We start from the raw sequence: 20,719 nt of genomic DNA on the forward strand, positions 1-20,719 counted from the left end.
TGGTGCAAACCAGTCCACTTATGTGGCAACGGCAGCGGGTGTATATACGGTTAAAGTGACAAATGCAAGTGCTTGTTCAAGTGTTTCGGCTGCTGCAACGGTAGTAGTGAACGACCTACCAGTGGTACCGATGATCAATGTGGATGCGGACAAATTAACCTTCTGTGCAGGCGGTTCGGTATTGCTGACTTCGTCATCTGCTTTGGGCAATCAGTGGTATAAAGATGGCAACGAGATTACCGGTGCAAACCAGTCCACTTATGTGGCGACTCAGGCTGGTTTATATACAGTTAAAGTCACGAATGCAAGTGCTTGTTCAAGCGTTTCAGCTGCTGCAACCGTGGTGGTGAACGATTTGCCAGTGGTGCCGACGATTAATGTGGATGCAGATAAGCTAACCTTCTGTGCAGGCGGTTCGGTATTGCTGACTTCGTCATCTGCTTTGGGCAATCAGTGGTATAAAGATGGTAATGAAATTACCGGTGCAAACCAGTCCACTTATGTGGCGACCCAGGCTGGTGTATATACGGTTAAAGTGACAAATGCAAGTGCTTGTTCAAGCGTTTCAGCTGCAGCAACAGTAGTGGTGAACGATTTGCCAGTGGTACCAACGATCAATGTGGATGCGGACAAATTAACCTTCTGCGAAGGCGGTTCGGTTACCTTAACTTCATCATCTGCCACAGGTAACCAGTGGTATAAAGATGGTCAAATTATTCCTGGTGCAATCAATAAGACTTACATCGCAACAACAAGTGGACAGTACACTTTGATTGTTACCAATACAAACGGATGTTCCAGTTCGCCTGCTCAGTCTGTTAAGGTAACTGTTGTTTCATATCCAATAACACCGGGTATTTCTCCAGCAGGCGTAACAACCTTCTGTGAAGGTGGAATTGTTGTGCTTACTTCGTCTTCAAACAGCGGTAATCAATGGTATAAAAATGGAAACCTGATACCAGGGGCAATAAATCAAACTCTCGATGTGAATGAAATTGGTGATTACACTGTAAAGGTGACCAATGCAACCGGGTGCGAGAGTGCAAGTTCATCATTAACTAATGTTACAGTAAACAAAGTGCCTAAAGGATACAATGATCAGATTAACACGCTCAGTTGTACACAATCATCATTCATTTATGATCTTCAAGCTAATGTAAATAACCTGGCTAAGGGAGGTAATGCTGTTGCGGCAGCATTTACGTGGAGTGCAAGTTCTACTGTGGTAACCGGTGTAAGCAATGGTTCCGGGAAAACGATAAACGCCAGTTTAATCAATACCTCAACACTTGAGCAAAGTATAGTTTATACCATAACACCAATTGCTGAATCGGGTGGTTGTGCGGGACAGCCTTTTAAAGTAACTGTGAAGGTACCAGCGTGTATTGCAATTTCAATTGATAAAGTAGCAAATAAGAGTGCCGTTTCAACTGTAGGTGATAAAATCAACTATACCATTACGATACGTAATAGCGGTAATGCAAATCATAATCAGGTAACAGTTAAGGACCCTATGTTTGGAGGTGTACTTAATCATCCAAAAGGTGATAATGGAAATGGCATCCTGGAAAAAGGTGAAGCATGGGTATATGAAGCAACTTACACCATAACTCAAAATGATCTGGAAAATAATGGAAGTCCAGGAATGGGGACTGGTAAAATTGTAAATACTGCAACGGTAAGTTCAGTCGAATCGCCTTTACCTATGTCGGCTATAGCAGAAGTCTCAATACAAAATTCGCCATCGTTAACTTTGGTTAAAACGGGTAAACTGGATAATGGATTTAAAACAATTACTTATAGGTTTAAGGTTACCAATAACGGAAATGTAGCGCTTTACAATCTTGCTTTAACGGATCTTAAATTTACCGAACCTGTTGTTTTGAAAGAAACTACACTTGCTCCAGGGAAAACGACTGTTGCGACAGTTGTTTATACGATTACGGAACCTGAGAAAATTGCTGGATCGACAACGAATACCGCTACTGTGAAGGGTTTTACTAAAACGGGAACCCCGGTTACAGATGTTTCGGGCACAGTCGAAAATAATGATGATCCTACAGTAATAGACATTACAAGATATCCAATAGCAATTGATGATTATGCAACTACTAAAGCTGAAGAAGAGGTGGCAATCCCGATAGTAATTAACGACCGCCCTGCATTATTTCCGCTAAATGTGTCGACGGTAGACGTAAAAAGCCAGCCTTCTAACGGAAAGATCATTGTAGGTAAAGACGGAAAAGTGATGTATAGACCTAATAAAGGATTTTTCGGAATAGAAAAATTCACTTATAAGATTGATGATGCAAATGGTCTTTCATCAAACATTGCTTTGGTGAGCATTCAGGTAACTCCACCTCCAGTTGAAATTCCCAATACATTCACGCCTAACGGTGATGGTAAGAATGACAACTTCCTCATTAAAGGCCTTGAAAGTTATGATGATGTTAGTCTTTTTGTTTACAACAGATGGGGCGATGAAGTATATAGAAGTAATAATTACAAAAATGAATGGAATGGCAATGGATTAAATGACGGTACTTATTTCTACGTACTGAAATTGAAGAAAGGAAAAGCGGAAGAAACGCGCAGGAGCTGGGTAATGATAAAAAGATAGCAGTATCGATTAAAATATAATGATGATTAAAATTGTAAAACGTATAGCTGGACTTATATTTCTCCTTCATTTATTTGTAGGGCAGGTATCTGCACAACAAAATATTCAGTTTTCTCAATATGTATTCAATAGTTTAAGTATTAATCCAGCTTATGCTGGTTATAAGGAGGAGTGGTTTGCTCAGCTGGCTTTACGCTCACAATGGATAGGGGTAGAAGGAGCACCTAATACAGGTACCATATCTATCGATGGTATTTTGGATCCTTTAGATAGAAAAATGGGTTTAGGTTTTCAGGTAACTTCTGATAAAATTGGTCCACAATTTACCACGGCTTTAACTGCAAATTATGCATATCGTTTACAGTTAAATGGAGATGATACACAAAGATTAAGCTTTGGAATAGGTGTGGGGGTGGTACAATATAACCTGAGCGGAGAAATGATAAATACTTCGGAAGGGGGCGATCAGGCAATATCGTTAAATGATGAAAGTAGGTTAAAGCCTGATATGCGCCTGGGTGTTTATTACAATTCCGATTTTTGGTATTTAGGTCTTTCTTTGCTTGATGCATTTTCTGGTTCTGATGTGAACAATAAAACGATGTCGCCCTCTTTTAACATCGCACGAAGCAGACATGCCTACTTTATTGCTGGAAGCTTAGTGAATGTTTCTCCGGACATGAGGGTTAGACCTAGCTTGTTAATTAAAGAGGATTTTAGAGGCCCGACAAGTGTCGACCTGAATGTAATGACGATCTTTAATGATAAACTATGGTTGGGGGCATCCTATAGAACTGGCTTTGGTCTTTGGAAAAAAGAGATTAATGAGCTTCACCTTGGGAAGCAGAACTCTGTTTCTGGTATTATCCAGGTTTTTATAACTGACCGTTTCCGAATTGGCTATTCCTATGATCATGTGACTAGTAAGCTGAGTAGCAACCAAAATGGTTCTCATGAAATAACTATGGGGCTAACTTTTGGACGTGTACCAAGATCATTTATTTGTCCACGCGTGTTTTAATTTCAATTTTTCTTAATCCGGCTTATGGAAAGACCGGAAGATTAGCATCAGACTATTAATAAAGCATCAAGCCTTCTTCATTATAAGGTTTAAGAAGCTAAAACAATGGTATAATGTTTAATCTAAAATTTAAAGCAATGTTGGGTTCAAAAATCGATTTATTTGGCAATGGATGGCTTGATGTAGTATTCAATCAAAAAAACAAAAGTTACGGTGCTTATGTAATGCGCAGGGAGAGTTCAGCAAATACAGTGAAAGCTTTATTTATAGCGAGTTCGCTGTTTATCCTGTTGTTCTTATCTCCAAAAATCATGAGCCTGATTAAAGGTAGCGAGACAATTGACGACGTAGCCGATAAGGTAACGGTTGTAAACGTGCAACCACCACCGGCTGTAAATCCAGAAACGCCACCTCCGGCAGCTGTGGAACCTCCACCTGCAAAGCAAAAACAGATTAAGTTTCCGCCACCAATTGTCGTTGTAGATGATAAGGTGATTAATGCCGATCCGGTGCAGATTAAAGACCTTGTTAATGCAGATCCTTCGCAAAAGACTATTGAAGGTATGGATGATGGTACTTTGGTCGTGATAAGTACGCCTGGTGAAGGACCTAAAGATGCTAAAGTTGTTGGAGATGATAAAGTGTACGGTACATTTGAACCCCTGGAAGTACAACCCACATTCCCTGGTGGAATGGAAAAGTTTTATATGTATCTATCCAGGTCGATAAGGTATCCGGGGCCGGCACAAGAGGCTGGCATACAGGGTAAAGTTTTCTTGTCGTTCATCATTGAAAAGAATGGTACACTTACCGATATAAAAATAGAAAGAAAGTTGGGCTATGGCACGGATGAAGAAGCTGTTCGCGTATTGAAAGGTAGTCCAAAATGGATGCCGGGTATACAGAACGGAAAAGCGGTTAGGGTGAAGTATAACATACCAATCAGTTTTTCAATGGGTCAGTAGCACGTTTTAATAAGTTTGGTAAAAGCAAAAGGGCAGATCACGATTGATCTGCCCTTTTGCTTTATAAAGTATACTGTTATCCAAAAAACAGATAGGCAAGACCAATTGCTGTACATACTCCAACTAAATCGGCCAACAACATAGCTCCAATAGCGTATCGGGTATTTTTAATACTTACAGCACCAAAATAAACAGCGACTACATAAAATGTAGTGTCTGATGCGCCTTGAAATATACCAGACAATCTGCTTGCGAACGAATCTGGTCCGTAAGTTTCCATAGTACTTACCATCATTCCTCGTGCGGCACCACCACTTAAGGGCCTTATGAGTGCTGTTGGCAGACCTTCAACAAAACGCGTGTCGGCCCCTAATGATGCGAACAAGGTTTTTATACCATTGATAACAACATCGAATGTACCACTTGTACGTAGTAAGCTGATCGCAACCAACATTCCGACCAGATAAGGAACAATTCTGATTGCAGTATCAAAGCCGTTTTTTGCGCCATCAACGAAGGCATCAAACACGTCAATTTTTTTGTAAAGCCCACCCAGTATAATGACTAAAAAGACTAAAAGGATAAGTCCGTTGCTCAGAATACCTGAAAATGATTTAATCCCATCAGCATTAAGCGTAGTAATGTATAATACCAACAGTGCAATTATGAACGAAATGCTTAAGATCCATCCAATTACAACAGGTTGCAAGAGGTTGATCTTTTGCTTAAAGGAAACAATCATCATTGCCGTTATGGTACCAACAAAGGTCACAATTAAACAAGGAATAAAAATATCAGTAGGGTTAGATGCATTTTGCGAAGCACGTATTGCAATAACACTTACAGGGATTAAGTTTAAACCTGCAGCGTGGAGGCATAAAAACATAATTTGTGCATTAGATGCTACATCTTTACTCGGATTCAGTTCCTGCAAGCTTTCCATAGCCTTTAGACCGAACGGAGTAGCCGCATTGTCGAGCCCCAGTAAATTAGCAGAGAAATTCATAATCATGTGCCCCATAGACGGATGTCCTTTTGGAATATCAGGGAATAATTTTGAGAAGAAGGGGCCAACGATCCTGGATAATAAACGTATACCTCCGGCTCTTTCCGCAATACTCATTAAGCCCATAAACAAGGCCAGGATTCCGATCAGTTTCAAACAAAGCTCTACAGCAACCCAGCATGTTTGAATTATCCCATCCAATTTTAACGGATTTGCCGGGTCATCGGCCTTACCGATGACCATCCAGTTAAAAATTTCACTTTGCCCAAAAAAGAAACACTTTATACTAGCTACAACAATTGCAACGATTATAAAAGCAGACCAGATTCTACTTAATGCCATTAAACATGATTTAGTTAAGGCTCTAAATTTAGAGTTTTGATTCTAATTATCTCTGCTTTAAATTAAGGTTTTTCATCAGTCAGTTCAAAACCCCATGTTCTGCCTTTTTCCGTCGCAGGAATACCGTTCACCATCCATACGGGAGCTTTTGCACCTTTTAAGTAGTAATCAAAAAACTGTTGTTCTCTGATTTGTATGTCTTTTCTATTTTGGCGTTGTATCAGGTTATGCGCTTCATTGTTATAGTTGAGCATCCAAACCGGTTTACCCAATCTTCTTAGACCTGTATACATTTCAATACCCTGGTACCATGGTACAGCTCCATCGGCATCATTAGCCATAATTACAACAGGGGTTTTTACATTTGGTAATTTAAATAAAGGTGAATTTTCGATATATAACTCAGGTTTATCCCATAAAGTTGCACCAATACGACTTTGTGTTTTTTCATATTGGAACTGACGGTTCATACCACTTTCCCAACGCATACCACCATAGGCTGAAGTCATGTTGACTACCGGTGCACCAGACCATGCCGCTGCATACATATCAGTTCTGGTGATCAGGTGTGCCACTTGGTAACCTCCCCAGCTTTGTCCTTGTATACCAATTTTGCTACCGTCAACCCAGCTGTTTTTCTTTAAAGATTCAACACCTGAATTGATATATTCTTCCGCTGATCTTCCTGGATAGCCTTCTTCATAACTGATGTCTGGCGCAAAGACGAGGTATCCGTTGCTCACAAAATATGGGATATTTAATCTGGATGGAGTAGGGGCTGGTGCTTGATAAGCATACAGTCCGTCTGAAAGCTTTTCATAAAAATAGGCTATCATTGGATATTTTTTGGTCGGATCAAAGTTTTCAGGTTTATACAATATTCCTTCAGCGGCGTAACCTTTTGGTGTTGTCCATTTTACTAGTTCTGCTGTACCCCAGTTATAATCTTGTTGCTGTGGATTGGTATTACTCAGCTTTACCTGAGTTTTCATATCTGTAGACACATAAACATCTGGCGATTTTGCGTAATTTCCTTTATCAAAAATGTACCTTTCAGTATCCTTTGCTTTTACCAGGTTCGAATAGGACATTTTTTCCATAATTACCAGTTCTGGATTATTGTTGTTTCCAATGTTCTTTTTATACCAGCCATATTCTTTTGTGACATTGTTGAAAGTCTTTAACCATATGCTTTGTTTTTTGTCTAAAAACCTACTTTCAGGATCTGTTTTTTCATATCTGAAGGTTAATTTGTTTTGTCTGCCAAAACCATTGGTCAGGTTTTCGGGAGCGTTTTTCCCATCTGGCGCAAATTCCCAGATATCATAACGATCATAAATTAATACAGCTTTATCATCTTCTGTCCATGCAGCTACACCGTAGGCCGAGGGCTCGTCGGGCATGTCATTTTCCTCATCTACAAATTTCACATTTAAACTACTGTTTAACTGCGTAACTTTTGCCGTAAGTACATTGTATGTATACCATCCTGCTGTTTTTTTATCAAAATATAGGATGTATTTCCCTGATGGTGAAGACATAACCTGACCATACAAGTTTTCAATGATTTTCTTTTTAGTACCGGTTTTGGTGTCGACCAGATAGTAATCTCTTAAAGAACCACCGCTCCATTGCGACTGAATCCTGTTGCCATAATCGGTTGATGCCAGTACAAAAGCAGCATTTCCTTCAGCGACTAATCCGGCCTCCGGTAGTTTGGTGTCTGTTAAAGGAATTATTCTTGGTTCGCTATTAAACACTTCTATTACAGATAGGTAAGATTTTTTAAGGTCCCTGTCTAGGTTTTTCAACTGCATAGGTTGCAGATAATCGTCTTTATATCCCCAGATATCTAATTTCGCATTTTCAAAGTCAATCAGGGTAGTGTCTTTCGGTGTTTTTATTGGAGCAATACCAAAATACAGCTTGTTGCCATCTTTGCTGAAATTAAGTTTTCCATCACCACTAACCGACCATTTGGCGGGCATTCCTTTAATCTCATTGTCTACCAGAATCTGTGCAGTGTCTAATGTAGGGGAGTTGTAGTAGATATTGAAGTCTTTGATTTCCTTTTTTTCAGGACTTCTTTCGCCTAAAAACACAAGGTATTCACCTTCTTCGTTAAAAGTAAAGCCGCTAAAGTTACCCTTGCCATTTACGAGTGTTTTTAAGCTTCCTTTTTCAGTATCGTAAAGAAATACACCCATTGGTACTGATTTATCTTTTTTTGAACCAGTGCTGGTAAAAATAAGTTGTTTCCCGTTTTTATTAAAGCTATAGTCAGTAACATATTTAAAAGTACGCGTTGTTCCGTTAATTAAGTTTTTAAAGATCAGGTCTGTACCTTCAATTTTCCCTTTGGTATCCGGTTCCTGTAAAATGACTAATGTGCCGTCTTCTTTTTTCTCTGTGGCGGGTGTTATCCCTGTAGGTTTAGCTTTTTTGGCTGTGTCAACCGGCTTATCTAAAAGATAGGCAAGAAGAGATGCCCCCTCTTGTGGCATTTTATAAGATTTTACTCTTGGTACCTTTACGAGATCCAGACTGCCAAGGTTAGCAATGCCCAGGGAATCTTTCGTCATATCGTCTGCTTTTTTCTTTTTGATTCTGGCCTGACGTGTATCCTGGTATAAAGGCTTAATTGCGAATACAGCATATTTTGAATCGCTGCTAAACTGCAGGTTTGTTCCTCTGGCTACATTTAACTTTGAATTGGCCATTAGATTAGTCAGGTATAGCATGGCATCGCCTTCCTGTTTATTGATGTTATAAGCGGCCCATAGTCCGTTGTTTGACAATAGTTTGCTGCCAACGGCTTCCCAGCTGTCGTAAACGCTATGGTTTAAAGGTTTTTTCTGCGCAAAGCTAACGCTGGTAATAAACAAAAATAAAAGAAAAGTGAGTCTCTGTAACATGTGTGAAGATATAGTTTGATCCTTGAATGGATTTAAAATATAAAAATTAGAAATTTTAAATAGAATACGCTTATTGTATGTCAAATTTTACAATAGAAGTAATTTTTAATGGGGAGTAGATAAAAAAGAAGCCGCATTCTGTTTAAAGAATGCGGCTTCGGTATCTAAAAGAAAAAATCTTATTTATTCTTTTTTTGCTGTGCAGCTTGTTGTTGCTGACGCATGTAATCATCTAATCTGGTCTGAAATTTAGATTTCTTTTTCTGCTCTGCAGGTTTTGTTTTGTTGTCCTGCAAAGTCTGGTGAATCTTTTTATCATCAACCATTGATTTAATCAGGAATTGCTGTGCAAAGGTTAACATGTTCGCAAGGAAATAGTAATAGTTTAATCCTGAAGGATAGCTATTCAATACCCCTAAGAAAATGATTGGCATGATGTAACCAATGTATTTCATTTGACCTGTAGCACCAGAAATCTGATTATTGAAATAAGTATAAATTAATGTAGATATGGTCATCAACACACACATTAAACTCAGGTGATCACCAATCAATGGAATGTTGAAGCCAAATTTAATGAAATCGTCATAAGTCGAAAGATCCTTCATCCATAAGAATGATTCTCCTCTTAATTCAAAAAGGTTAGGGAAGAAGAAGAAGAAAGCCATTACAAAAGGTAATTGTAGCAACATAGGTAAACAACCACCTAATGGATTTACACCCACCTGCTTGTAAAGCTTTAGATATTCCTGTTGTAATAGGGTAGGGTTATCTTCGCCAACTTTAGCTTTTATCTCATCCATCTCTGGCTTTAAAATTCTCATTTTAGCCATTGAAATGTATGATTTATAAGTTAAAGGTGACATTGCTACTTTCAGTAGGATTGTTAAGATCAGGATGATCAAACCGTAGTTCCAGCCAAAGCCTTCAAGGAATTTAAATACAGGCAACACGATAAATCTGTTGATGTATTTAAGTGGCCAATAGCCCATGTCTACTTGTTTCTCTAATTCATGACCTTGTGCCTTTAAAGTATCAAACTTGTTCGTACCGAAGTAAAAGTTCATGCTATAGCTTTGTGAAGCAAGTTGATTAAAAGGCATGATCATATTTGCAGCATACCATTTAATTTGGCCCGGTGCTGTAAGTACTTTAACCTCAAGGTCACCCTTCTCAAATGCATCTTTAGGAATCAATGCAGCACTAAAGAATTGCTGTTTAAAGGAGAACCACTGAATTTTTCCTTCTTTCAGGTCCTCTTTAACGTCTTTAGCAACGCCTAGATGGTCAGGGTTTTTATCTACATATTTATAGTAAGGTGCAGCATGTTCCTGTTCTTTTTTTGCAGATTTTTCCTGTTCAAGTAAAGTCGCTTCCCAGTTTAAAGAAATTGTATTATTCTGAATAACCTGGTTTAATCCGTTTAAATTGATGTTAAAACCAACCTGGCTGCTATTTGGCTGTAAGTTATATACATACTCGATGTATTTATCGGCCGAATAGTTGGCACGCATATTAATACTTCCCGCATTTTGAGTAGCTGTGAAGTACAAGTCGTTTGTGCTTACAATTTTACCACCAATATTTAAGTTTAAGCCAAATTTATTTTGGTCACCTTCAAACAAAATTACAGGTTTGCCATTATAGGTATCATGTCCCTTAACTTGTACTGATAATATTTTACCTCCTTTATTACTGAAAGTAAGTTTTAAGTTTTCATTTTCAAGAACACTCGTTTGTACAGTTCCGGAAATGTTACCTCCAAATGGTCCTTGTAATGCTGCAGAATCAAGGGCAGGCAAAGCTGCAATAGTAGCAGCCGGGGCAGGTGTAGCTGAACCTCCGGCCTTTTTTATTGAATCGGCAGTATTTCTTTCCTGAATTGATTTCATTTCGGCCTCAGTAGGCTTAAAGAAATAGAAGGAACCTGCTAAAACGATCATGATCAGGAACAATCCTGTAAACGTATTTCTATCCATTATTGTTAATTAAACGCGTATTATTTTGTTTTCTTCTTCGCAAACTCCATCGCAGCGGCGACAAATTTAACAAAAAGTGGGTGAGGATTAGCAACTGTTGATTTTAATTCAGGGTGAAATTGACCGCCAACAAAGAAAGGATGGTTTTTAAGCTCAACAATCTCTACCAGTTTGGTTTCAGGGTTAATACCTGAAGCAATCATTCCTGCCTCTTCATATTGGTTAAGATAAGCACTGTTAAACTCATAACGATGTCTGTGGCGTTCTGAAATGTGTGTTTTTCCATAAGCAGCGAAGGCCTTTGTGCCTTTTTTCAGATCACATGGATAAGAACCCAAACGCATTGTACCACCTTTAGCTGTAACAGATTTCTGATCTTCCATCATATTGATTACCGGATGCACACTTTCTTCATCAATTTCAGTAGTATTTGCTCCCTGAAGTCCCAATACGTTACGGCCAAATTCAATTACAGCACATTGCATACCAAGGCATATACCAAAAAACGGTACATTGTTTTCCCTTACGTATTTAATGGTATCAATTTTTCCTTCAATACCACGACTTCCGAAACCTGGTGCCACCAATACACCATCAAGGTGTGCAAGTTTTTCTTTTGCATTGTCTGGATAAATACCTTCTGAATGAATGTATTCAACTTTTACTTTACACTCATTTCTTGAACCAGCATGTATAAATGATTCAATAATTGATTTGTAAGCGTCAGGTAATTCTACGTATTTACCAATAAGACCAATTTTTACTTCTGATGTTGGGTTTTTTAAACGACCAAGGAATTCTTTCCATTTTTCCATATCTGGTTCGTTTTTCTGAGCAAGCTTAAGTTTGCTCAAAACCGTTTTATCCAGCTGCTCTTTCATCATCAGCAATGGAACATCGTAAATGGTAGATGCATCTAATGATTCAATTACTGCATTTACGTTTACGTTACAGAATAACGCGATTTTTTTACGGATATCTGTAGAAATAGGGCGTTCAGAACGGCAAACCAGGATGTCTGGCTGTATACCGTATTCCAATAATGCTTTAACAGAGTGTTGTGTAGGCTTAGTTTTAAGCTCGCCGGCAGCAGCAAGATAAGGGATAAGCGTTAGGTGGATAACAATGGCATTGTGCGCACCTTCTTCCCATTTGAACTGACGTACAGCCTCAATAAATGGTAGAGACTCGATGTCGCCCACAGTACCGCCAAGTTCTGTGATTACGATGTCATACTGACCTGTTTCGCCTAATAAACGCATGTTACGTTTAATCTCATCCGTAATATGCGGCACCACCTGAACAGTTTTACCAAGGTATTCACCTTGTCTTTCTTTGTTGATTACATTCTGATAAATGCGTCCTGTAGTAACGTTGTTTGCCTGTGATGTAGGAACGTTTAAGAAACGCTCATAATGGCCAAGGTCAAGATCTGTTTCTGCACCATCTTCGGTAACGTAGCATTCTCCATGCTCGTAAGGGTTTAATGTTCCCGGATCAATATTGATATAGGGGTCGAACTTTTGGATGGTAACACTATAGCCGCGTGCTTGTAATAATTTGGCTAATGAAGCGGAGATGATGCCCTTACCTAATGAGGAAGTAACACCGCCCGTAACAAAAATATACTTAGTCATGTTTGTGATTTTCTGAAACAAAGCAGTAAAATGATTACTGTTTTATTGTTTTTGTACGGGATACAAAGTTAGCAAATAAAACCAAAGCGGGGAGGCTCTTTTTATAAAAAATAACTAATGTTAAAAAAATGGCTTAATGTCTTAACGGATAAAATGTTACAAAATGAAACCGTATATTCTTTTTCTGGCCTCTTCTGCTTTTTCTTTTTTATCCAGGTCGTATCTGGTATATAATTCAATCAGTTTCTTCAAATCCTTCTCCGTTTCAATTTTTTTGCCATTTGTTGAAGGTACTATTTCTGTCAGGTGATTTTCAAAACCATTTACTTTTGTTGCGAACCATGTTGTGTTGTAACGGGGGATAGCTAAACCTAGAATTGTACCGGGTAAACCACCAAAACCTTCGGGGCCACCCCGTAGTAATATTTCATCTGTATAAAAAGCCACTACGTATACAGTATCATAAATTATCCCAATTGCTTTACGACATTCATATCCTGCTATGGTTCGCGCATCGTGCATAATTTTCCAGTTGACCTTCGGAATGGTATCAGTAAGCAGGTAATGATCGTCCATAATATTGCGCTTTAGCACCCTTTGATTTTTACTGTAATTTGTATAAATCTCATTGGTTTGTTTACCTAAAGTGAAGGAAAAAAGGCCTGGAGGGTTGTTTTCTTTTTTTGCGGGTTTGTACAATGATTTGTTCTGATCAAAATACAATTCCCAATTGCTGGTGATATACTTCTGCATTTTTTCTCTCGCTTCAGGGGGGAGATCCGAATTTTCCAGCGCACGTACCAAGTTTACTTTCTTTTCAAAAGTTATTTTGCCGTAGGGTAAAAACGTATCCTGACCTTTAATATTTAGGTACACCAAACATAAAAGTAACAGGAAGGCATATTGTTTCATTTGTTGTATTTATTGCGATACTGATTGCCTTTTAAAATTACCACTTAAATTCCAGTTTATTCCAATTAATATATAGCGGGGGATATAACTGAATGTGTCTTCACTTTTAACGTTTCCACCAACAAATCTATTGTATCCGATTTTTTGGTTCAGAATGTCGGTAACAGATAATTTAATTTCGAGTGTTTCATTTTTAAGTAGTTTGGTGGCCAGGTAGCTGTTCCAGATGGCGGTGTTCAGGTCTTGTCCGAACGAAGCATTGGCTGGCCTGAAAGAAAGTGAAAACGATGTGTTGAACTCTGATTTATAGGGGAGTTGTACGGTAGTCGAGATTTCGTGGTTGTGCATAACACTCCTTCCATCGTTTATTTCGCCAATAGATGATTTCCCGGTCATCAATGTTGCTGAGGGGACATAGTTGAAATCAATCTTTTGTGTAAAGTAATTAAAGGAAGCCCTTAAATTATATTGCATGTTTGCCGCTTTATTTTGGGTAGCATTAATGATGGCAATGGTTTTTGATCTGTTGAATCCGAAGTCGGCACCCAGGCGCATGTGTATTTTAGAAAGGCCTTTTGAATAACTTACATTGCCGTTTATTGAATTGTTTCCATTGGCATTTATAAAACTTGAAATTCTTTTGTTGAAATCATCCACCAATTCAGTACTTACTATAGCATTGTTGGTAAAGCTGTAATTGAAGTTAGCCGAAATATATTGATCTGATTTTAACTCGAAGCTATTATACGAAATGCCGAAATTATTACTAAATGATGGTCTTAAGGCCGAATTTCCAATAACCTGGTATAATGGTGTATTGATTTGTCGTACAGGCTGTAGCTGATCTATGCTTGGTTGCTGCATGTATCCGTTATAGTTTACAGACATAGTGGTTGTGTTGTTTACCTTATAGAAGATATTGGTGCGAGGAGAAAGGTTTAGATAATTCCGTTCAAAGTCGGTACCCTTATCCAGATCATTCAATTCAAAATTAGTTTGGGTAGCTTCAATTCCTGTTGATATCGAAAATTTTTCGTTATTGTACTGTAAGATCATTTTTCCAACATTAGAAAAATTGATGAACTTAAAATCGTTACTTAAAGAATCTATTTTCTTGAAATCCTGCATAAGGTTATCAAAAACAACTCTGTTGCTTCCAGATGATATGGTTTTAAAACTGTAACCTGCCTCTAGTGTCCAGTTTTTGGAAATAGGGTCGGTATAATTGATACGTGTGCCCAGCGAGTTTTGCGTGGCTGAGTTCTTTTTTCGAAGATCAGTGTCTTCATAACGGTCAAGCACCCCATTGCTATTAAAGTAATTGGTTCTGTTTAAGCTGTTTTCTGTACTCTTGCTGGTCTGACTTTCAGGCTGTAGATCGATAGATAACGTACGTCCCTTTTTTTTGAACCTTTTGGACCAGTTGATATTTCCGTTATAGATTTCATTTGTGCCACGACCGGTATTCTCCTGGTTGTTTCTGCTAATGTAAAGCCCGTTGCCGCCTTTTGTTTCGCTTTCACTTGTAGAGTTGTTCTCGTTTCGACTTTTGCTTAATCCAAATGACATCTTCAGAGTAGAGCGCGGACTCGTATTATAGGTGTAGGTGCCTTTTAGTGATTCTCCAGATACATTGGCATAACTATCAGTTTTTCCGGAACTTGTGAATTTTGTGTCGTTAGGTAATAGTTCCTCTGCATTTGCAGTGGTATGGTTAACATTTTTGTTGTTGAAGCCTTTGAAATTGAGTTTGATGCCCATTTTATTTTCATCAAATTTATCTGAATAATAGGCACCCAGACTTAAATTATTTGGTAAGCCTCCCGAAGCAGCTATATAATCTTCATCATCCCCATCGGAAACATACATAATTGAGCTTCCATCGTCGCCAACCTCAATCAGATCATATTCTTCTCCTTTCAGTTTTCGCATGGAAGTGTTGATTTTAGACTCATTATTCAAGGTGGTATAAGTACCATAAAGGGCAGCTTTGAGCTTGTTCTGAAAAACGCCGATCATGCCCCCGTAGTCGCCTAGTGTAGACATGTTTGTATTGAGGTCTAAAGTAGATAGATACCCGTTTTTTGCGTTTTCTTTTAATTTGATATTGATGGTTTTGTTTTTTATTCCGTCATCGATTCCGGTTAGTTCAGCACTTTTACTTTTTCTATCATATACCTGTATTTCCTCGACTGCATTGGCTTTAAGGTATTTTGTGGCCAGAAGTGGGTCATCACCAAAAAACTCATCTCCATCAACCAATACTGTTTTTACCAATTTTCCTTCAGCTTTGATGTTTCCGTTTTTATCTACTTCAATGCCAGGAAGCCTTTTTAAGAGTTCCTGTACATTGGCATTACTACGTACGGCAAAACTATCGGCCTGAAAGAAAACGGTGTCACCTTTCATGCGAATGGCACTTTTGTTCGCTTGAATAACAACCTCATGTAAGAGTTTGGATTTTAATTCCATAGGTATGTTACCTAAATCGAAACTGGAAGTATCTGATAATCTGAAATGGCGAATATAGTCGCCCATTTTCGGATAGGAAATTAATAACTTATAGTCGCCTTTTTTTAAGTTTTTGAATTCGAATTTTCCTTCTTTGTCGGCCCGGATTGATTTTACTAGTATGGAGTCTGTAGATCTGATGAGTAGAATAACGCTATGTTCCAGTTTTCTCTTTTCTACAGAATCAGTAACTACACCCTTTATGTATGCTTGCTGAGCCAAGGCCATAGAAGCGGAAAACAGAAAGAGAATAATTATGAAAAATCTTTTGAGCATAAACTACCATGTAACGAAAGGGACATAATTCTTAAAGCTAAGAACTATTTTTTTGCCAGCATTAAATTATAGAAATTATATTGTCTTTTCGGTTTTTGAAGAAAAATGGCATATCATAAAAAAGGCCCGAAAAATTTCCGGGCGCTTTTGTAAATGTATATTTGGTTAGAATATGCTGGTTTTCAAAAAAACAAACTTCATATTTGTTGTTTGATTATATAAACATAATATAAAATTTATAAGAATCATAATTTTATTTTTATTTTTTTTTAATCAGGTACACAAAGTATTGCTTTTTTGTCTTCAGACACACTTCCAACTATTCACAGGGGCATTTCTTAGCAATAAAATTAAACACAGTTATTTACAGCAATCGTAATAAGGTTTTACTTTTTTTTCCTTTTCAGACCAGGCTATATATACATTGTTCTCTTTTCCTGTACGGTACTTGAAACCGTTTAAGGACGATTGTTTAAGTTCTTCGTAAAACGTTTTGTCAGGCGTGTACTGATCGGCATTTTCATTTTCTGTAACTGCAGGTTCTAAAAAGTTTTCATCATCTAAAAACTGCTTGTACTCATTGAGTATGAAGTCCATCTGGCTACGTTCTTTTTTTAAATCAACAGAAGATTTGTAATCAGCAATCAGATCCCTGGCTGCAAAATCCTTTTGATAAATCTGCTGACCGTTATGTGCTGTTATGCTGAACCTAATGGTCATATCTTTCAACTCCTGTCCAACCATCGATACTTTAAAAGTATCGATCAGTACAGAGTCGCTAAATGGTTTTAACACCAGGTGATCTTCAAGGTTACCTTTTAGTTCTTTTCCACCAGGGTTACAGGCACCGATAATAGCGAAAAGCAATAGGATGGGGATAAAATAGTTTTTCATAAGTCCACCTAATATAAGAAATTATCAGTTTATGATTTTATTCAGATCTTCAGGTGTATCAATGGCAATAGTTTCCAGATCGGTAATGCGGGTTTGTATTGTATACCCGTTTTCTATCCAGCGCAACTGTTCCAGGCTTTCGGCAATTTCCAGTCTGGATGGCTCTAGCAGGGTAATCTCATGCAACGCCTGTGTAGTATAGCCATAAATTCCTATGTGTTTATAGAATTGATGTGCCTTTAGCCATTGTTCTTTTTCAGCATTTCTGATATAAGGAATGGTATGTCTGCTAAAGTAGATGGCTTCTTGTTTATTGTTGGTGACAACTTTCGGTATATTGTTGTTAAAAAGCTCCTCTTCAGTATGGATTTCTTTGATCAGGGTAGCGAGCTGAACATTGGGCTGGTCAAAACAGGAAACCAATAAATCAATTTGCTTTGGATTGATAAAAGGTTCATCACCTTGTATATTGATGACGATGTCGAAATCAGGCAGTTGTTTTGATACTTCAGCACAACGGTCCGTGCCGCTTTGATGAGTAGCACCAGTCATAACAAACTCACCACCAAAGTTGAGAATAGCTTCAGCAATACGTTCATCATCCGTCGCAACAACTACTTTGTCTAAACTTTCGGATTTTAAAGCTTGTTCATAAACCCTCTGGATCATACTTTTGCCCTGAATATCAATTAAAGGCTTACCCGGAAAACGGGTTGAAGCATATCTTGCAGGTATTATACCTAGTATTTTCATTTTAAAATAATCCGTTAATTTCAGCTTCAATAGATTGAATAATAGTGCCCAGATCTTCTGGATTATTGCTGAAATCAAGTTTGTCCTTATCCAGGATCAGTAGTTTACCTTGACTGTAACTCTTAATCCATGTTTCGTATTTTTCATTTAGTTTGGATAAATAATCAATACGGATACTCGTTTCGTATTCGCGACCCCGACGTTGGATATTGTTAACCAGCGTAGGTACAGAAGCACGCAGGTAGACCAACAAATCGGGCGGCTTAATGAAAGAAGTAACATTTTCAAATATCGCCTTATAATTTTGATGATCTCTTGTAGTCATCAATCCCATTTCATGCAGGTTATCCGCAAATATGTAGGCATCCTCATATATTGTTCTATCCTGAATTACATTTCTGTTGAAATTCTGGATGTCTACAAGCTGTTGGAAGCGACTGTTTAGGAAATAGATCTGTAGGTTAAAACTCCAGCGTTTCATATCGCTGTAAAAATCCTCCAGATACGGATTGTTATCTACCGCTTCATATAAGGCTTCCCAACCATAATTTTTGGCAAGCAATCCTGTTAATGTAGTTTTGCCTGCACCAATATTTCCAACTATCGCTATATGCATATCTTAATTTTGAAGAAGAGAAAGGTAATTAAATTACGCTAAATGTTAAAATGATTTAAAGCCAATGATTTCTCTAACCTCTTTGATCGTTTTCTGTGCACTTTCTCTAGCTTTCAATGCACCATGTATAGCTACCTGACGTAAATAAGCACTGTCTTTGGAAAGCTCTTCGATTCGTTCACGGATAGGGGTGTTGAATACGATCATATCTTCAGCAAGTTGCTTTTTAAAATCACCATATCGGATACCCATTTTATTGTACAAATCATCGAAATGTGCTATAGTGTCGGCCGGAGAAACGATTTTCATTAAGTCAAACAAGTTCTGTATCGCTTCTGGCTTAGCCTGATATTCAGCAGTCGGACCACTGTCAGTTACCGCACGGGAAACTTTTTTGCGGATCATCTCTGGACTATCAGACAAATATATACAGGTTGCTTCACCGTTGGATTTACTCATTTTCCCATTTCCATCTAAGCCCGGTACTTTTACAAGATTCTGGGCATAGTTAAAAGCAAATGATTCTGGAAAATATTCTGTTTCGTACAATCTGTTAAAACGATTACCAAAGGTACGTGTAAATTCAAGGTGTTGTTCCTGATCTTTACCAACAGGTACTTTTGTGGCTTTATGGATAAGGATATCGGCCGCCATAAGTGTTGGGTAGGTTAATAAGCCTGCGTTTATGTTGTCAGGCTGTGATCTTACCTTATCTTTAAATGAGGTGCTTCTTTCCAGTTCACCCATATAAGCATTCATGTTCAGGTACAAATACAGTTCAGCAACTTCCGGAACATCTGATTGTATATAAATTGTTGTTTCTTCAGGGTTTATTCCACATGCAAGGTATTCAACCAATACGTGCCTTACATAACCATGAAGATCCTGAGGGGTAGGATGGGTGGTTAGAGAGTGAAGGTCAGCTATGAAAAAAAAGCAGTTGTAATCGTACTGCATTTTTACAAAATTGGTTACTGCACCAAAATAATTTCCCAAGTGTAATTTTCCCGTCGGGCGAATACCGCTAACTACCGTTTCTTTCATCTGATTATATATTGTTAAATTGTTGAAACTACTCCTTACAAATATTGCTAATAATTTCCGGAAAGATTCAAAGGGTCGAAAATAATAAAAAACTATAATTGCACCCGCTTATAATTTCTTTTTTTATCCATATTTGAATAGTTTATGGCATAATTGCGTTTTAGTGACCATATGTGGTATTTTTAATATTTTTGAATTCAATGATTAACATTCTTAAACAAGTACATCGTGTTTACTCTGTATCCATCATATTGATATTCTCGTTGCTTTTTTATCCCTTTTATTACTTGGCTGCCAGAAGTCCGAAAACTTACGGTTTGTTGAACTGGTTGCGCAAATCAAAGAGCCGGCTTTGTGCACTGTTTATTGGTTTGTCTCCCAACTTTACTTTCGAGGAATCCTTAGTGCCTAATCAGACTTATATTTACTGTGCAAATCATACTTCTAATCATGACATTATGCTTCTATGCATACTTGCGGAAGGAAGGTTTCATTTTATGGGAAAAGATGAACTCCTGAAAAACCCGGTATTAAGGATTTTCTTTAAGACAATAGACATTCCGGTAAACAGGGATAGCAGGATGTCTGCTTTCAGAGCATTTAAACGTGCCGCTGATAACCTTGGGAATGGCATGAGTTTGATTATTTTTCCGGAAGGTGGGATTTCTGATAGTCATTATCCACCTAAATTAATGCCTTTTAAAAACGGCCCTTTCAGATTGGCGATAGAACAAGGGGTACCTATTGTACCGGTCAGTGTTACCAATTTATGGAAGCGTATGTGGGACGATGGAAAAAAATGGGGTTCTAGCCCCGGTAAAGTAGATATTTATGTTCATAAGCCGGTTTTAACAAGCAATTTGACAATAAATGATTCAGATGAGTTAAAAGACCGTATTTTTGAACTGATAAAAAGTAAACTTGTTGACAGATGATTATAGATAAGCAGACCATATATAAAGTTGCGGATTTAGCAAGAATTGCCATAAAGGAAGAAGAAATTGGTGCATTGATACCCGATATGAACAAAATTCTTACATTTATGGAAAAACTGAATGAATTGGATACAATAGGTGTTGAGCCTTTAATATACATGAATACAGAGGAGAATGTTTGGCGCGAAGATGTGGTAAAGCAGGAAATCAGCGTTGAAGATGGACTGAAAAATGCTGCAGTGCACAATGAGTCATTTTTCTTTGTGCCTAAGATCATAGAAAAATAATACGGA

General features: G+C 38.0%; 15 protein-coding genes. 5 read left to right on the forward strand and 10 right to left on the reverse strand.

Annotation, left to right across the window (positions count from 1 at the left end; genetic code table 11):
- The 3 genes from R2Q84_RS22690 to R2Q84_RS22700 all read left to right on the forward strand — a co-directional run.
- On the forward strand, nt 1-2,620 hold a 2,620-nt coding region (locus R2Q84_RS22690; RefSeq protein WP_316818893.1), incomplete at its 5' end, for a gliding motility-associated C-terminal domain-containing protein.
- A gap of 19 nt (nt 2,621-2,639) precedes the next feature.
- Complete coding sequence (locus tag R2Q84_RS22695; protein ID WP_316818894.1) at nt 2,640-3,641, forward strand: type IX secretion system membrane protein PorP/SprF; 1,002 nt, start codon at nt 2,640-2,642, stop codon at nt 3,639-3,641.
- Between the two features lie 113 nt (nt 3,642-3,754).
- On the forward strand, nt 3,755-4,606 hold the full coding sequence (locus R2Q84_RS22700; RefSeq protein WP_316818895.1) for a TonB family protein: 852 nt from the start codon (nt 3,755-3,757) through the stop codon (nt 4,604-4,606).
- A 76-nt stretch (nt 4,607-4,682) separates the two neighbouring features.
- On the opposite strand, the gene R2Q84_RS22705 is transcribed toward R2Q84_RS22700, so the two are convergent.
- From R2Q84_RS22705 to trpS, 10 genes are all read right to left on the reverse strand, one after another.
- The gene (locus R2Q84_RS22705) at nt 4,683-5,954 is read right to left on the reverse strand and encodes a nucleoside recognition domain-containing protein (protein ID WP_316818896.1); all 1,272 of its coding nucleotides are present in this window, start codon (nt 5,952-5,954) and stop codon (nt 4,683-4,685) included.
- Nucleotides 5,955-6,016: 62 nt separating this feature from the next.
- Complete coding sequence (locus tag R2Q84_RS22710) at nt 6,017-8,869, reverse strand: prolyl oligopeptidase family serine peptidase (RefSeq protein ID WP_316818897.1); 2,853 nt, start codon at nt 8,867-8,869, stop codon at nt 6,017-6,019.
- Between the two features lie 179 nt (nt 8,870-9,048).
- The gene (gene yidC, locus R2Q84_RS22715) at nt 9,049-10,848 is read right to left on the reverse strand and encodes a membrane protein insertase YidC (protein WP_316818898.1); all 1,800 of its coding nucleotides are present in this window, start codon (nt 10,846-10,848) and stop codon (nt 9,049-9,051) included.
- A 20-nt stretch (nt 10,849-10,868) separates the two neighbouring features.
- Nucleotides 10,869-12,485: a CTP synthase gene (locus R2Q84_RS22720; protein WP_316818899.1), complete on the reverse strand. Its 1,617-nt coding sequence runs from the start codon at nt 12,483-12,485 to the stop codon at nt 10,869-10,871.
- Between the two features lie 156 nt (nt 12,486-12,641).
- Nucleotides 12,642-13,397 carry a GLPGLI family protein gene (locus R2Q84_RS22725; protein ID WP_316818900.1) on the reverse strand — a complete coding sequence of 252 codons (756 nt, stop codon included), beginning with the start codon at nt 13,395-13,397 and terminating at the stop codon, nt 12,642-12,644.
- A 9-nt stretch (nt 13,398-13,406) separates the two neighbouring features.
- Nucleotides 13,407-16,184, reverse strand: a complete 2,778-nt coding sequence (locus R2Q84_RS22730) for an outer membrane beta-barrel family protein (protein ID WP_316818901.1) — start codon at nt 16,182-16,184, stop codon at nt 13,407-13,409.
- 360 nt (nt 16,185-16,544) lie between these two features.
- On the reverse strand, nt 16,545-17,078 hold the full coding sequence (locus R2Q84_RS22735) for a hypothetical protein (protein WP_316818902.1): 534 nt from the start codon (nt 17,076-17,078) through the stop codon (nt 16,545-16,547).
- A 24-nt stretch (nt 17,079-17,102) separates the two neighbouring features.
- Entirely contained in the window at nt 17,103-17,831 is a 729-nt protein-coding gene (kdsB, locus tag R2Q84_RS22740; protein ID WP_316818903.1) for a 3-deoxy-manno-octulosonate cytidylyltransferase, read from the reverse strand.
- 1 nt (nt 17,832) lies between these two features.
- The gene (locus R2Q84_RS22745; RefSeq protein WP_316818904.1) at nt 17,833-18,447 is read right to left on the reverse strand and encodes a deoxynucleoside kinase; all 615 of its coding nucleotides are present in this window, start codon (nt 18,445-18,447) and stop codon (nt 17,833-17,835) included.
- A gap of 45 nt (nt 18,448-18,492) precedes the next feature.
- Nucleotides 18,493-19,491 (reverse strand): tryptophan--tRNA ligase, encoded by a 999-nt coding sequence (gene trpS, locus R2Q84_RS22750; RefSeq protein WP_316818905.1) that lies wholly within the window; start codon nt 19,489-19,491, stop codon nt 18,493-18,495.
- Nucleotides 19,492-19,691: 200 nt separating this feature from the next.
- On the opposite strand from trpS, the gene R2Q84_RS22755 reads away from it, so the two are divergent.
- Together R2Q84_RS22755 and gatC are read left to right on the forward strand one after the other, a co-directional pair.
- The gene (locus R2Q84_RS22755) at nt 19,692-20,426 is read left to right on the forward strand and encodes a lysophospholipid acyltransferase family protein (protein ID WP_316818906.1); all 735 of its coding nucleotides are present in this window, start codon (nt 19,692-19,694) and stop codon (nt 20,424-20,426) included.
- Nucleotides 20,423-20,713: an Asp-tRNA(Asn)/Glu-tRNA(Gln) amidotransferase subunit GatC gene (gene gatC, locus R2Q84_RS22760; RefSeq protein ID WP_316818907.1), complete on the forward strand. Its 291-nt coding sequence runs from the start codon at nt 20,423-20,425 to the stop codon at nt 20,711-20,713. The genes R2Q84_RS22755 and gatC overlap by 4 nt, the downstream gene beginning before the upstream one ends.
- The last annotated feature ends 6 nt before the right edge of the window (nt 20,714-20,719 follow it).

Source organism: Pedobacter nyackensis (assembly GCF_032678475.1).
Classification (GTDB): Bacteria; Bacteroidota; Bacteroidia; order Sphingobacteriales; family Sphingobacteriaceae; genus Pedobacter; species Pedobacter nyackensis_A.